Origin of the sequence: Levilactobacillus suantsaiihabitans (genome assembly GCF_004745505.1) — a bacterium.
In the GTDB taxonomy this organism is placed as follows: domain Bacteria; phylum Bacillota; class Bacilli; order Lactobacillales; family Lactobacillaceae; genus Levilactobacillus; species Levilactobacillus suantsaiihabitans.
In genome coordinates, this window is the sequence record NZ_RKLX01000003.1 from 42,753 (window position 1) to 58,094 (window position 15,342).

Annotated in this window: 11 protein-coding genes; all 11 read left to right on the forward strand. The window is 53.5% G+C overall.

Translation table 11 applies throughout. The features are described 5' to 3' along the window. Positions 1–332 precede the first annotated feature (332 nt). The gene (locus EGT51_RS02645) at positions 333–1,685 is read left to right on the forward strand and encodes a GH25 family lysozyme (RefSeq protein WP_135367258.1); all 1,353 of its coding nucleotides are present in this window, start codon (positions 333–335) and stop codon (positions 1,683–1,685) included. A 21-nt stretch (positions 1,686–1,706) separates the two neighbouring features. Next, positions 1,707–2,348, forward strand: coding sequence for a hypothetical protein (locus EGT51_RS02650; protein WP_135367259.1), 642 nt, complete (start codon positions 1,707–1,709; stop codon positions 2,346–2,348). An 899-nt stretch (positions 2,349–3,247) separates the two neighbouring features. After that, positions 3,248–4,417 (forward strand): AI-2E family transporter, encoded by a 1,170-nt coding sequence (locus tag EGT51_RS02655; protein WP_135367260.1) that lies wholly within the window; start codon positions 3,248–3,250, stop codon positions 4,415–4,417. A gap of 170 nt (positions 4,418–4,587) precedes the next feature. After that, entirely contained in the window at positions 4,588–6,039 is a 1,452-nt protein-coding gene (locus EGT51_RS02660; RefSeq protein WP_135367261.1) for an ABC transporter permease, read from the forward strand. Positions 6,040–6,050: 11 nt separating this feature from the next. After that, entirely contained in the window at positions 6,051–6,710 is a 660-nt protein-coding gene (locus tag EGT51_RS02665; protein WP_135367262.1) for an ABC transporter ATP-binding protein, read from the forward strand. Positions 6,711–7,406: 696 nt separating this feature from the next. Then, entirely contained in the window at positions 7,407–8,801 is a 1,395-nt protein-coding gene (locus EGT51_RS02670; RefSeq protein WP_135367263.1) for an FAD-binding oxidoreductase, read from the forward strand. A gap of 272 nt (positions 8,802–9,073) precedes the next feature. Beyond that, positions 9,074–10,711, forward strand: coding sequence for an alpha-glucosidase (locus EGT51_RS02675; RefSeq protein WP_135367264.1), 1,638 nt, complete (start codon positions 9,074–9,076; stop codon positions 10,709–10,711). Between the two features lie 226 nt (positions 10,712–10,937). Beyond that, positions 10,938–11,405, forward strand: a complete 468-nt coding sequence (locus EGT51_RS02680; RefSeq protein WP_225428667.1) for a MarR family winged helix-turn-helix transcriptional regulator — start codon at positions 10,938–10,940, stop codon at positions 11,403–11,405. A gap of 201 nt (positions 11,406–11,606) precedes the next feature. Beyond that, positions 11,607–12,524, forward strand: a complete 918-nt coding sequence (locus EGT51_RS02685; protein WP_135367265.1) for a magnesium transporter CorA family protein — start codon at positions 11,607–11,609, stop codon at positions 12,522–12,524. Between the two features lie 279 nt (positions 12,525–12,803). After that, entirely contained in the window at positions 12,804–14,564 is a 1,761-nt protein-coding gene (locus EGT51_RS02690; RefSeq protein WP_135367266.1) for a thiamine pyrophosphate-binding protein, read from the forward strand. Between the two features lie 344 nt (positions 14,565–14,908). Continuing rightward, entirely contained in the window at positions 14,909–15,340 is a 432-nt protein-coding gene (locus tag EGT51_RS02695; protein WP_135367267.1) for a MarR family winged helix-turn-helix transcriptional regulator, read from the forward strand. Positions 15,341–15,342: the final 2 nt, after the last annotated feature.

Below are 15,342 nucleotides of genomic sequence, written 5' to 3' on the forward strand. Positions count from 1 at the left end.
ACTAAATAGGTCGCCTTCCCGCGGCTACCCGCTTCAGTCTTGTTTGATTTCCGACAAACCAGTGCTGACCGCCACGCTGCCAGTTCAAGTTACTAACTTTCTGTCAGGCCGATTGTTACCACTATCGTTGATTTAACGGCATTCCTGTAATAAATATAATTGTAAAATCCAGTAACTGAACTGCAATCCCCCTGTTACGGTCTGCACATTTTAATCGGCTATGGTTAAAGATGAAGTGAGGTGGTGCCCTCAGGGGAACCGTGGTGTGCGGGGAAACAGTCACGCCACGAGGAGTCAGCGAGAGCAATTTTAAATAGGGAAGTGCCAAACATATGTCGAGTAAACAAACTTGGACCAAGCGCCTGGCGCAAACGTTGATGGCAGCGAGTGCCTTGGTCGGAATCGCGTGGGGTGGCGGCCAGACCGTTGCGCACGCCAGCACATTGGCCATTCCGGATATTTCCGAATGGCAAGGAAAGTTAACATCGTCACAGGTGGCCAATTTGAAGAGTCAGGTGTCCTTTGTCATCAACCGGCGGCAATACGGCTCGTCGTACAAGGACCTCTATGCCACCAATAACACGGCGCTGTACGTGAAGTATGGCATTCCTTTTGGGGAGTACGATTACGCGCGGTTCACCAGCGCGGCCAGCGCCAAGCAAGAAGCTAAGGATTTCTACAACCGGTCGAATAAAAATGCCAAATTTTACGTTTTGGATTTTGAAGAAAATGACGTCACGTCCGGTACCACCAACGCGGCGGTCAAGGCCTGGTATGATGAAATGAGCGCGTTGACCAATAAGAAGTTGGTGTTCTATTCCTACCAATCCTTTGCGACAAGTTATGCCAACACCGCACGCCAGAATTTTGATGCGCAGTGGATCGCCAACTACTCCACGACGCCTACGATTTCTTACGCACTGTGGCAATATACGGACCACAACTACCTGTCCGCGTTGGGCGAATACACGGATAACAGTAAGGCCGTAACTTCGGTGCACCCGATCTCTTGGTGGACGGACGCCACGACGACCGCGCTGACGCACACGACCTACGCTTACAGCAGTTACAAGAAGGGCCAACATGTCTATCTACATAAAGGGGCAACCAAGGATGCGGATGGCACGGCGATTGCGGCCAGTGACCGGCAGAAATTTTACAAGATCAGCAAGGTGAAGAGCGTCACCTCGGACAAGTCTAAGCAGGCGTTGTATTTGAGCGGCCTGAACCAGTGGGTCTTGTCCCAGGATGCGACCGGCTATTGGGTCGGCCAACATGGTTCCTTCACGTTGAATCATAAACTGAATCTTTATACAACTTCGAGTCTGTCCAAGAAGACTGGGGGTTATTACGTGGCCGGCGATACCGTCGCCGGGAAAATCGTCAAGGCACCGAGCGGCAAGTCCTACCGCATCAAGACCAAATTAGGTTACTTGTCCGCCAACACGAAGTACTCAGACCACGCTTACTACGAGTCATTGGGGTCCAAAACGACCATCAAGACCAAGAAGAAGGTCTACGAATACGGGAAGTCTTCATTTGCCAAGAGTAGCCGGAAAAAGGCGGTCAAGAAGGGCACCACGCTGGCCGTTACGGGCGTTAAGAAGCGGTCCACGGGCTCACGGTACTTTGTTTTGAGCAACGGCAACTACGTCACGGCACTGAAAAGTTACGTGACGAAATAGAGAAAAGGAAGTTGGATAGTTATGCAACGAAAAACGAAAATCATCACGACCGTGACGACGGCCCTGGCGCTGTTGGCCTTGGGTTCCGGCACGGCCCTGCAGATTCACGCGGCTAACGATGTCAGTTCAGTTGGCCAAACCACGGCGCCGGCTAAGGCCACGGCCGATGGGACTAAGCTACAGGCCGACAGTGCCAGTGGGACCAAGCAAAATTACCGGGTCAATTACACAGCCACGAATAGCCAGTCGGCGACCTACCAGAAAACCACGTACGGTAGCACCAGCACGGCCAAGGACCAGGTTGATTACGTGGGCAAGTCAAATGGCGCGAGTGTGAAGCTAAATAATGGCACCACGGCCGTCGTCCAGGGGACCATGGGCCACACCTATGTGCACTGGAACAAGGGTGACTGGTCCGTGACCGCGGTCACCAGCAACGCCGATGCCACGGGCACGCCGACGCAATTTGCCAAGCAGGTCAACCAGCAGTTGAACCAGGCCAGTCTGCCCAAGAAGGCCGATACGGGTGCCATCACGGTCTACAGTCAAGATGAGGACAACGAGACCAATTCGGTGACCTGGCAAGATGGCAAGCAGGTCTACAAGGTCAGCGGCACAGCGGCCGACGCCACGGTCAAGGTAGCCCAGAACGCGGATAATTAGAGAAAAGAGTGCGCCAGCAGGCGGTTAGCCGGCGAGCATTAAGGCTGGTAACTGGATCATCCCGGTTTTGGATGATTTGGTTACCAGTTTTAAGCGGAACCGGCTGCCTGCTGGTGCACGTTTCGGCAATGTCGCTGGCGAAGAACGGGCTGAACTAACACAGTGCGATACTGGCCGCCTTACCGTTCGCGTCCGGTACCCATAGCCGACTCTGACTACTGGAACTGGTGAAGCCAGTGCCTGCGTCAGGCTAGGGTGGGGCCTGCTCTGGGGAACACCTCCAGCCTGAGAAGCGGTCTTCCGGTTCGCTTGAAAGCCTGGCAAAAACCGGCCAGTCTCTCAAGTCGTCCCGCGCTGTAACCTGGCAAATGACGCCAGGTAACACCGCCGACACAGCTGGCTACACCCTGGCTGCCTCCGGCAAAGTGGTGCTCCTGTCAGTAACACGACGTCTAGGTAGGATTCAGTCGGCCAATGTTCACTACCTTGGGCGAAGTCAATCGTTACTGGCAAGCACTTTTGTAGCCGAGAGTTCGCTAGAGATGAGTTCAGCTGTGGGAGTTCCCTTAGCGGCACGCTTTTTGGCGCTTAGGGAACTGGCAATTTGGAGACGCGGGCTATCGGCTCCGAATTGAGGTTCGAGACCGCTCTTTGGCTCGGACCGGCGCCCTCAGCGTTCCAACTCATCTCTAGCGAACGGTAAGGCGGCCGGCAGACAAGACACTAAAGTTGCCAGGCGACGGAATGTGAACAGTTAAGCAGAATAGGCTAAACCAGGGGCTGCGGCGACGAACCGTAGCCCCTTTTGGCACCCCGCCAAAAATAATTCAAAAAAATCTAGTAACCAACGTTTCTGAGCCGTAAACTAGAGCTATGGAAATCAACGGGAGGGGTTGCTTTTGAAGAATCTGCGTCAACCAGAGTCGGGACTTTCCTGGTTCTATCAACGATTTTTAAATAATCATATTACAATTTTACTGTTAAATATTTTTCTCTTGTTGTTGGTCTTGAATGAATTGATGCAAAATGCCTGGATCCTGACGCCAGTCTGGAAATTCATCGGTATCACCATGCCGGCCATTGTGGTGGCGGGGATCCTCTTCTACGTGCTCGACCCGTTCGTGCACTTCATGGAACGGCGCTTGCATTTGCGCACGGGGCTGGCGATTGCCATCGCGATGCTCCTGACGGTGGGCATCATCGTGGCTATTTTCTTGAATCTGATTCCGTTTCTGACCAAGCAGACCAGTGGCATTATCGGCGCGCTGCCGCAATTTGCCAATGACATGCTCCACAATATCAATCGCCTGAACCAAGAGCACCACTGGCTGTCCAACAGCAATCTGGCGGACATCAACCAGCGAGTTACGACCTACTTTTCCAAACGGGGGTTGAACTTGTTGACCGGGACGCTGAGCTCACTGGGCAACGTGGTCACGACCGTTAGCGACTGGATCATCACCATCATCACCGCGCCGCTGGTTCTATTCTTCATGCTCAAGGACGGCACGCGTTTTCCGCATTACATCAGCCAGGTCGTGCCCACGGCGTACCGCAGCCGCTTCGTCACGATGCTCGACCAGATGAACGTGAAGGTCAGTTCCTACGTGCGGGGGCAACTGACCGTGGCGTTGTGCGTGCTGATCATTTTCACGACCGGCTACTCGATCATTGGCTTGCGCTATGCCCTGTTGATTGGGCTGCTGGCGGGGCCGTTGAACCTGATTCCGTACTTTGGGTCGGCCATCGCGCTGGTCCCCGCGCTCATCATCGGTGTGGTCACCAGCCCGTCCATGTTGCTGGGCGTGGTCATCGTGTACCTGATCGAATGGGTCTTGGAAACGCAGGTCCTGTCGCCGCTGATCATGGGCAACAGTCTGGCCATGCATCCCATCACCATCGTCTTCGTCCTGCTCGCTGGGGGCAAAATGTTTGGCCTACTCGGTGTCATCTTCGGGGTACCGGGCTTTGCCGTGCTCAAGGTCCTGGCCACCACGGGCTTCCAGTGGTACCAGGAATATTCCGCGCTGTATCCGGACGTTTTGCCACCAGACGAGTTGGAACCTTAACGTTTGATTAACACCATCAAGTTGCCCGAAAACGGGTCAAATCGGCGTAGCCCTAGTGGTTGCGTCGTTTTTGTTTCCGTGAAAATTTCACAACTACCCGGCCACTTTAAGTTTCAGCAAAGCCCGCTCTGGGATACTCGGAACATGTTATGAAATGGAGGCGACCCAAAATGAATTTTTTGAAACGGGCCTGGTTAAATGTGTGGGCGAAGAAGGGCCGGTCAGTCTTACTGATCCTGGTCTCGTCCGCCATCTTGATGTTTGTGTTAGCCGGCCTACTGATCCGCAGCGCTGCGGTGAAGGCGACCGACCAAGCGAAGGCCGACGTGGGGGCAACGGTCACCCTGTCGGCGAATCGCCAAGCGGCGTTTAAGAAGGTGCAAAGTAGTAGCAGTTCCAGCAAGTCTAGTCGACCTAAGATGACGCTGACACCGGTCAAACTGAGCGATGCCGCCAAAATCGCTAAGCTCAGTAACGTGAAAAGCGAAAATGTGACTAGCAGTACTAGCGTCAATGCCAGCTCCTATGACGTGGTCTCAACCACCAGTGGGATGGGCAGCAGTCAGGGCGGTCCTGGCAACATGAAGGGCGGCACCAGCAGTGGCGATACCCAGATCAATGGGGTCAGCGCCACGAGTTTGACCACCGCCTTTAGTGATAATCAAAGCAAAATCACCAAGGGCCGCGGCATTACCAGCGCCGACAAGAACACGAATCACGTGGTCATCGAAAAGAACCTGGCCAGTCAAAACGACCTGACCGTGGGCGACACCATCACCGTTAAGAAGACGACCGGTAGCAAGGCCAAGGTCAAGTTGAAGATCGTCGGTATTTACCGCGCCAGCGCAACAGCTTCCAGCAGCGCCGGTCCGATGAGCAGTGACCCTAGCAATACGATGTACACCTCATACACCCTGGCCAACACGTTCAAGGGCAGCAAGTATGCGGGGACCGCGGATTCTGTCACGTTTAACGTCAGCAATCCCGCCAAGGTCAGCAGCGTGAAGGCCGCCGGTAAGAAATTGATCAATACCAGCAGCTATTCACTGAGCACCGATGACGCCAGTTACCAGACGGTGAAGGCCTCGATGAGCAACGTCGAAAGCTTTGCCAATAAGATCGTCTGGCTGGTCGCCATTGCCGGGACTATTATTCTGGCGTTGATCGTGATCTTGATGATTCGCGAACGGCGCTTTGAAATTGGCGTCCTCCTGTCGCTGGGCGAAGCGCGTTGGAAGATTGTGGCCCAGTTCTTTACGGAAATGTTGATGGTCATTGTGGTGGCCGTAGCGATTGCGGGGGCCGGTGGTAAATTTGTCGGCGACCAGCTGGGGTCACAACTGGTGGCCCAAAGCACCACGACGCAAACCACGTCGAGCAGCACGTCAACCCAACCCGGTGGTGGGCAACCTGGTGGTGGCGGTATGCGCGGCGGCAACGGTGGTCCGGGGATGCAACAAGCTTCTAGCACCAAGGCCGCGGATACCGACCTGGACATTAGCGTGAGTGCCGTCAGCCTGGCGGAACTGGGCGGCTTCGGCTTAGCTATCACGTTCCTGTCGATCATGATCGCTTCGGGTGGCATTTTACGACTGGAACCGAAGAAAGTCTTAATTTCCTAAGGAGGATGCGCATGTTAAAGACACAAAACCTGGGTTATTGGTACCAGGATAAATCGCAACCGTTGTTTCAAGATCTCAATTTGACATTTGACGAGGGCCAATCCTACGCGATCCTCGGCCATTCCGGTACGGGGAAGACCACCTTCTTGTCCCTGATTGCCGGGTTAGATAAGCCCAAAAGTGGTGACATCTGGCTGGGCGACCGGTCCCTGAAACAAATCGGATTGACCAACTACCGGCGCCACGACGTTTCAATCGTGTTTCAGGCCTACAACCTGTTCACGTACATGTCGCCGCTCAACAACCTCTTGACGGCCATGGCCATCACGGGGGCGGAACACGCCGGCGACAAGTTCTTTGCTCGGCGGACACTCAATAGTCTGGGAATCGGTGAAGACCTGGTTGAACGCAACGTCCAGCACCTCTCAGGGGGCCAGCAACAGCGGGTAGCGATTGCCCGGGCCATGGCTTGCGATGCCCCGTTAGTCGTGGCAGACGAGCCTACAGGTAACCTAGACGAGGACAATACGCAAGAAGTCATCGACCAGTTCCAGCAGCTGGCGCATCAGCAGCACAAATGCGTCATCATCGTGACCCATGAGCCCGACGTGGCAGCGCGGTGTGACCACCAGTTCCGGCTGGAAAACAAGCAGTTCACGCAGTTGGCATGATGTCGTTGTTAATTAATGCCTGCATCACGGCAACCTGATTCGTGCTGGTCGCCTGCCGTTACGTGAAACTCCAGGCCGGAACGCTGGGGGAGGACGGTCCGAGCCAAAGTCCGGTCTCGGTCCTTGCTTTGAGCCGCAAACCCACGTCTCAAAGTCACCAATTTTGTAGCCAAGGACGCTACAAAATTCCCCGGCTGAGCCTGGATTTCACTTCACTCTCGGCTGCTGTAGTGCGTGTTAGTAACAGTTGCCTTACCCCCAGGTGATAGCTATATTGACGACTAGTCTTTCACTAACACAGTGTCACTGATAGACATCAACCTTGCCGGAGGCAGCCAGGGTGGAGCCAGCTGTGTCGGCGGTGTTGGCTGAGGTCCTTTCTCAGCCTACAGCGCGGGACGACTTGAGAGACTGGCTGCTTTTGCCAGGCTTTCAAGCGAGGCAGAAGACCGCTCCTCAGGCTGGAGCCGTTCCCCAGAGCAGGTGGAACCCTGGCTGACGCAGGCGTCTGGTTTCCCCAATTTTAGGTTCAACCTTCAGTTAACGACCGGAAATAGCTCCGTTGCACGCTGAAACAAGCGGGTGGCGGGGCTGTTTTTGCGGGAAACGGTCGCGGGCGATAGATTAAACCTGTATTTTTTAAAATTACGTGTTACACTGATCACTGTTGAATACTAATCAAAGAAGGTCGATGACATGACAGTTTTTAGTGCTTACGCCGATGAAGACATCACGGCGTTTCTGAAAGAACAGGTCAAGGATGGTACCGTAGCAACCGATGAGCAGACGTTGAAGAAGCAATCCTTCAACCCCAATGCGTCTGGTGGCGAGTCTGGCTTGGCTCGGGCGTTCGTTGAAGTTGCCAGCGTGGCCGACATCCAAGGGGTGTTACGGACGGCGCGGAAATTTCACATCGCCGTGGTGCCCCAAACAACGTTCAGCAGTACGGTGATTGGCTCTGACGGGATCGACGGCGCCATTATCCTGTCGACGCGTAAGATGAATCAGATCCTAGAAATCAACAAGGAAGATTCCGTGGCGGTCGTACAACCTGGTGTGGTCAACGGTGATTTGGACCAAGCGGCCCGAAAACAAGGCTTGTTCTACGCGCCAGATCCGGGTTCCAAGCCATTTTCATCCATCGGCGGCAACGTTTCGACCAATGCCGGTGGGATGAGTACCGTGCGTTTCGGCGCCACTAAGGACAACGTCTTGGGCCTCAAGGCCGTGTTGGCAGATGGCCGGGTCATCAAGCTCGGGGGTCGCACGCTGAAACAAGCCTTTGGTTACGACCTGACCCAGCTCTTTGTGGGCTCCGAAGGCACCTTGGGCATCATCTATGAGATCACGGTCAAATTAATGCCGATTCCGCTAGGCAAGTCCGTCATGGGCGTGGCCTTCTTTAAAGACATGAGTGCCCTCGCCGCTGGGGTGACGGCCGTTCGCATGTCGGGGGTCTACCCGACGATGTTGGAAGCCTTGGACGGCAACACGGTCAAGGCGTTGGACCGCTACGAACACACGCATTATGCGGACAACAGCGGCTCCATGTTGATCTTCCGGCTGGACGGCAGCAGTGACGAAAGCGTTGGCGTTTTGAACGATTTGTTAGCGAAACACGATGCGCAAAACGTTCAGGTCACCACCGACGCTAAGGAACAGGCCGGGCTGGAAAAGCTGCGGCAGGACATGTTACCGGCCGTCTTTGCTGGGAACAATCACCTGATGGAAGACATGGCGATGCCGCTGTCTAAGCTGGCGCCGATGATGGACTTCTTACAAGACCTGGGCAAGAAGCTGGGCATCACCATCTACACGGCCGGTCATGCCGGCGATGGCAACGTGCACCCGACCTACACTTGGTCAAAGGACGAAGACGACGTGCCGGAAGTGATCATCGAAGCACTGCGGCAGACGTTCTGGAAGACGCTGGAAATGGGCGGGACCATCTCCGGGGAACACGCCGTGGGGATGGTTAAGAATCAATGGAACAACCCCGAATTAGGCGAAACAGTCGATCTGTTACAGCATCAGATCAAGACGTTGTTTGACCCGATGAACCTGTTGAACCCGAAACGCAAGATCGATTAAAGAAACTGAACAAACGTTGTGTGAGTTGCAACGGGGAGCGTTAAGTGGGCTGGCGAGCACCAGTCGCCTAACGCTCCTTTTGTGAAATTTAATGGGTTAGTTTCCCAGACGACGCAACTGTTTCACCGAGAAATAGTGTTGCCCTGCTGAGCATAAAGTTTGCGAAATCAGCCGACAAAATAGATAATTATTGGTACAATTGGAGCCGGATACAATCCCAGAAGATGACGAAACACAACCGGTTACAATTTTGCAGTGAAAGGAAGACAGCAATGGCTGACGCACAGTGGTGGCAACACGCGGTGGGATATGAAATCTACCCGCAAAGTTTTTTGGATAGTAACCATGACGGTGTGGGTGATCTGCCCGGCATCCAAACGAAAATCTCATACTTAACTTCCCTGGGTGTCGACTTTGTTTGGCTGTCTGCATTTTACCCCTCCGGTCAGGTGGACAGTGGCTACGACGTGACGGATTACCGCGGCATTGACCCCCAATACGGCACCTTGGCGGACTTTACCGACTTGGTCACGGCGTTTCACGCGGCGAACATCAAAGTGGTGATCGACTTGGCGTTGAATCATACGTCCAGCCAACACCCGTGGTTCCAAGCCGCCGTGCATGATACCACGAGCCCCTACCACGACTACTACATCTGGCGTCCGGCTACGGCCACGACACGTCCCAACAATTGGGAGTCCATCTTCGGTGGGTCAGCCTGGACCTATGTCCCCGCCGTGGATGCGGCTTATCTGCACACCTTTGCTGAGGACCAGCCAGACTTAAATTGGGAAAATCCCGCCGTGCGCCGTGAAATGGCGGCCACGATTCAGTGGTGGGCGGACCGGGGAATCGATGGTGTGCGATTAGATGGCGTCACGCATTTAAAAAAGCGCCAAGACTTCGCCAACGTCGGTCATCCGCGAGTGGACTACTATCAAGACGTGACGGGCACCGACGTGTTTCTTGCCGACTTACAGCCGGTATTGAAACGCAACAACCTGTTCGTCATCGGTGAAGCGGGCGGCATCGACATGACCACCGCACAACGCTGGCTGGACCCGCAACAGGGGTTCTTCCACCTTCTGCTAGAATTTGATCACGTGCACTTCTGGGAAAAGGCTGAGCCGAAGCTACCAGTTGCGGCGTTACGAGCGACTCTTTCCAAATGGCAATTTGGCTTGGAAAAGAGTGGCTGGAACGCCTTGTTCATTGAAAATCACGATTTACCACGCGCTGTTTCATACTATGGCGATCCGGTCAATTACCGCCGGCGTTCCGCTAAGGCACTGGCTTTGTGGTACCTGTTGATGAAGGGGACCCCGTTTATTTATCAGGGCCAAGAACTCGGCCTACCGAACGCCGGTTTCACGCAGATCAGTCAGTATCGTGACCTCGACAGTCGGCTGTACTACCAGCAACAACGGGCCGCAGGGGTACCGGAAAAACAGGTGTTGGCCCAACTGGCCATGCGCAGCCGGGACAATGCCCGGACGCCCATGCCGTGGACCCATCAACGTTACGGCGGCTTTTCGGACCACGAACCGTGGATTCAGCTGGCACCGGGCACCGAACAGATCAACGTGGAACGCGAAAGTCACGACCCGCATTCGGTCTTGACGTTCTATCAACAGCTGATTCGGCTGAAAAAGTCTGTTCCGGCCCTGGAACAAGGTCGCTATGAGTTGATCGATACCCGTGATGACCAGCTGTACGTTTACCGGCGTACCTTGAACGGGGATAACTGGCTGGTCGTTGTGAACATGAGCGACCAGGTCGCCACGACGCAGGAGTTTGATTTGACGACCAGCGAATTGATTTTCACCAACACGGAAGTGGACGCGGATTCGGATGATTTGGAAATTCATCCTTGGGAGGCTCGGTTGTACCACTTACGGAAATTGGAGTAGGTTGAAAAAAAACAAGTGAAACAGGCGGAACCGAATGCAACTCCTCGGTTCCCTTTTTACATGGTAAACTTTTTTATTAAATTGTGGTTTTCTGCTTGCATTTCAGCAAGTTGTTCTTTATTATTAAATGTATAGATATTTCTATGGGGTCAACCATTTTGCGTATTGCTAGTCGTGTTAACTATCTAACCGGTTAGCAAAGTGAAGATAAGGATATGATAATACTATGAAGAGTAAGGTCGTTCATGCGGAAAGTTTCTTTGAATCTTTCATGGAGTTGAAACGAGAACTAGAGAAGGCAGCAACCCGATTCCAACGAACCATGGGGATTTCAGTGGATCAATATGCGATTTTACACCATATTTTGGAGAACCCAGGGAAGCTCACTTCCGCCACTGTCGCTGATAGTCGCGGCATTTCGCGGGCAGCCGTTTCTCGGGGAATTTCACAGCTCATTCGCCGGGGGTATGTGGTTCAGAGCTATCAAAGTTCTGACCGGCGCGTTCGGCCACTGTCGTTAACGGCTAGTGGTGAACAGTTAGAAATCAAGTGTCACGAGGCGTTAGACGTCGCCGCGGAGACCATGAGTCAGGTGACGTTAGATGATAGTGGCAGTCAATATACAGTTGGTCAGTTGACCAAGATGTTAAGTGCGCTGACGGTCAAAGAAGACCCCGAAGACCAGAAAGCGTAAAACGATTTAGATTTTAACTCCAGAGAATTGGTCGAACGCGACCAATTCTCTTTTTTTAGCCAAATCAAATGAGATGTGAGAATGGGTTTTTAACGAATTTGTCCGTTTAAAACGATGACGGTTAACAGTTCAAAAATGCCGCCGCTTTTTTTAAAGGACGTGGTACACTGGACGTAACGATGGCAGAGAAGAGGAATTCCCATGATTGTCGAGAGAAAAATTGGAACGGGCGAGCAAAATCTAGTCTGGGTCATGGCCATGATCGAAGACGATAGCGATAAAGACGCCCTACAGGTGACGTACGGTTTGACCGATGAAATTTTGACCTACGTGACCGACGTGAATGAACGGTCGCACTATGACCGCGATGAATACCTGAATACGCAACTGTTCGTGCTCCACGTGCCGGTCGTGGTCGACCAGGTGTCGCAACGCTACATCACGCGGCCCGTGACCTTTTTGTTGAAGGGCAATCAGGTCTTTTCCATCACCACCAAGCGGACGCAGTGGGTGAATCAGACGTTAAGCGAGCGGATGAAACTGAAACAAATTTCCGATACCAACGAGTTCATGTTGATCGGTCTGTTCATTTTGTTCGACCAGTTCATTCCCCCAATTCGCAAGATCAATGCGGAACAAAATCGGCTGGACAAACAACTGAATCAGGCGCCCGACAACAAGGACCTGATTGCACTGTCCAACCTGCAACAAAGCCTGGCGTATTTCGTGAGTGCCACGCGCAACAACGCCATGATGGTGGTCAACCTCAGCAGTACGCCATTTGGTAAGCAACTGTCGGATAAGAATTCGGAGCACTTGGCGGATGCCGTGATTGAAGCCCGGCAAACCTCTGAAATGACGGCGATTGAGGCGGACGTAGTCGACCGGATCTCAAATACGTTTAACAACGTGCTGAACAACAACCTGAACGACACCATGAAGTTCTTGACGATTTGGTCGCTGGTCTTGACGATTCCCACGATCATCACCGGGTTCTATGGGATGAACGTGAAACTGCCCTTTGCCAACGATACCATCTCGTGGCTCTTCACGGTGGTAATGATGCTGGGCATTATGGGCGTTGTCGCCTTGCTGTTGCGGCACCGGCATTTTTGGTAAAACCGCTAGTGGCGGCTGAAATAAGATTAGGTTCACTGAGAGTCTGGGAGTGCCTAGCCTAGGCTCTTTTTGCGTTGGGTCAAGATGCTGGGACGAGTCCCGCCGCAACCCGCGTCAGGACTGTAACCGCTAACAAGTGCATTTAATCACTTACAAAAAGTAAGTCAAATTACTGGCCTTTTCGTTGGTGGGGGACTATGATGTTACCAATCAATGATTTCGGGGTGTTCGACCACGCATGGCGGCCGCCCATCCTTACCACAAGGGAGCGCGATTTAGATGTCAAAGATGATTGCTGGACAAGCGTTAGTGAAGGTTTTAGAAGCCTGGGACGTTAACCATATTTACGGGATTCCTGGTGGCTCAATCAATCATACGGTTGAAGGGTTGTACCTAGAAAAGGCCAATATCGATTATATTCAGGTGCGCCATGAAGAAGTGGGGGCCTTAGCCGCCGCGGCCGATGCGAAATTCACTGGTAAGGTTGGCGTGGCCTTTGGGTCTGCCGGCCCCGGTGCCACCCACCTGTTTAACGGTCTGTATGACGCCAAGATGGATCACGTGCCGATGTTGGCATTGGTTGGCCAGGTGCCCCAGGCCGCGATGAACACGAATTATTTCCAAGAAATGGATGAAACACCGATGTTCAGTGACGTGGCTGTGTACAATCGGACGGCCACCACGGCGGCACAACTGCCGTACGTCGTGAACCAAGCGATTCGCGAAGCCTACCGGCAAAAGGGGCCAGCGGTCGTCATCATCCCCGAAAATTTAGCCGCTGAAGAGATCGACTACGAACCGGTTAAGACACCTAACGTCGTCTCGAATTCCTTTACGCAACAGATCGACCCGGCCGCCATTCAAGAAACATTGAAGCTGTTGAAGGCGGCCAAGCATCCACTGGTCTACGCAGGCCGGGGCTTGCTGGGAGCGCGCGCTGAACTGGTCCAATTCAGTGAACAGTTCAACCTGCCCGTGTTAAACACGGTGCCCGCGACTGGTGTCATTCCGACAAATCATCCCAACGCCATCGGAACCTTTGGCCGGCTCGGGTCCAAGTCGGGCTTTGAAGCCCTGCAACATACCGACCTGATTCTGTTCTTAGGGTCCGAGTTCCCCTTTGCCCAATTCTGGCCGAAGGATATCAAGATTGTTCAAGTCAATAACAATTCCTTTGATATTGGCAAGATGGTTCCCGTTGATTACGCCGTCTTGAGCGATGCTAAGAGCTTCCTACAGGCGATGAATGCCACGGGTGAAACATTACCTGAAACAGCTTGGTTGACTGCTAACCGGCAAAACAAGCAAAACTGGAACCACTGGCTGGATCAATTGGCCGCAGATGACAGCAATGGCCTGGCGCCCGAAGCCGTCACCAAGAAGATTGCGTCAATGGTGGGCCCTAAGGATACCTATGGGGTCGACACTGGGAACGTTTCCGAATGGGCGGTCCGCGGTTTGCCAATGGATCAGCAGCAACGTTTCGCCTTATCCGGGCTGTTTGCCACGATGGGCTACGGCCTGCCAGCCGGGTTAGCCGGGGCCTTGAGCGTTCCAGATGCCCAGGCCTGGTCACTGTCCGGTGACGGGGGCTTCGCGATGGTGGCACCCGATATCATTACTGAAGCGCGTTACGGCTTGCCGGTCATCAACGTGGTCTTCAGTAACCGGCGTTTCGGCTTCATCTACCGCGAACAGATCGACACCAAGCAACACTTGTACGGGGTCGATTTGACCGATGCCGATTGGGCCAAGGTGGCTGAAGGGCTGGGCGGTATCGGCTTTACCGTTACCAACAACGCCGAGGTCGCTGAGGTCTTCGATCAAATCAAGGACCTGCAGGCCAAGGGCAACCGCAAGCCAATCGTGGTCAACGCCGTCATCAAGGACGATGATCCGATTGGGACGGCCTTCATGCCACTCGATCCGAAGTTGTATGGGCAAGACGCCGTTGACGCTTACGCCAAGGAAAATCACATCGACACGACCCAGCAACCTTCCTTAGGAGAGCTGTTGCGGGCGCAGGGTGACAATCTTTAATTGAATTATGAAACGAAGGAGAGTGAGACAAAAGGCGATTAGCCGGCGAGCATTAAGGCTGATAACCGAAAAATCCTGGTCTTGGATTGTTCGGTTATCAGGTTTAAGCGGAACCGGCTGCCTTTTGGCACACGTTTCAGCTAAGTAAAGGTGAAAGAAACGAGCTTGGGAGATTTTATTCCAGGCTCGTTTTTTTGGCCAGCGTGTACCAGTTGGCGGAACGTTTCGGCATCGCCTTGAGGTGTAAAATTCTACCCCGGGCTCGTTTCACAAATCTCCCCTTGAAAATCAGCCACCAATCGCTTAAAATTGTTAGCTGACTAACAAAAAGGAGGACGATTCTCATGACCGAACGCCGGTTAGGGGCTTGGCTGCGTGATGCCGAGCACCAAATGAACCAAGAAATGAACGATTTTGCCCGCCAATACGGGTTGACGGGGATGCAGCTATCCTTGGTCGACTTTTTGGGCCGTCATCCCACGGCGACCGTGTTTCAGGTCGACCTGGAACACGAATTTCACGTGCAACGGTCGACGGCCTCACTGCTCGTGAAACGCATGGTGGAACGCGACCTGGTCACCCGGGTGGTGGCTGCTAGTGATAGTCGCAAACGGCAACTGCGGCTGACGCCTAAGGGCCAGCAGTTGGTGCCCATCGTGCAACAACATTTGGAACAACAGGATGCCAAGATGGTGGCCGACCTAACAGCCGGGGAGGCACGGGCCTTTCGCCACGCCTTACGCAACATCAGTCAGTGGCACACGACAAAGGAGTGATA

Bases quoted from the DNA above. Each gene is read 5' to 3' on its own strand.
- EGT51_RS02680 (WP_225428667.1), top strand. From the start codon at position 10,938: ATGAAGAGTAAGGTCGTTCATGCGGAAAGTTTCTTTGAATCTTTCATG.
- EGT51_RS02660 (WP_135367261.1), top strand. From the start codon at position 4,588: ATGAATTTTTTGAAACGGGCCTGGTTAAATGTGTGGGCGAAGAAGGGC.
- EGT51_RS02665 (WP_135367262.1), top strand. From the start codon at position 6,051: ATGTTAAAGACACAAAACCTGGGTTATTGGTACCAGGATAAATCGCAA.
- EGT51_RS02675 (WP_135367264.1), top strand. From the start codon at position 9,074: ATGGCTGACGCACAGTGGTGGCAACACGCGGTGGGATATGAAATCTAC.
- EGT51_RS02650 (WP_135367259.1), top strand. From the start codon at position 1,707: ATGCAACGAAAAACGAAAATCATCACGACCGTGACGACGGCCCTGGCG.
- EGT51_RS02685 (WP_135367265.1), top strand. From the start codon at position 11,607: ATGATTGTCGAGAGAAAAATTGGAACGGGCGAGCAAAATCTAGTCTGG.
- EGT51_RS02645 (WP_135367258.1), top strand. From the start codon at position 333: ATGTCGAGTAAACAAACTTGGACCAAGCGCCTGGCGCAAACGTTGATG.
- EGT51_RS02690 (WP_135367266.1), top strand. From the start codon at position 12,804: ATGTCAAAGATGATTGCTGGACAAGCGTTAGTGAAGGTTTTAGAAGCC.
- EGT51_RS02695 (WP_135367267.1), top strand. From the start codon at position 14,909: ATGACCGAACGCCGGTTAGGGGCTTGGCTGCGTGATGCCGAGCACCAA.
- EGT51_RS02670 (WP_135367263.1), top strand. From the start codon at position 7,407: ATGACAGTTTTTAGTGCTTACGCCGATGAAGACATCACGGCGTTTCTG.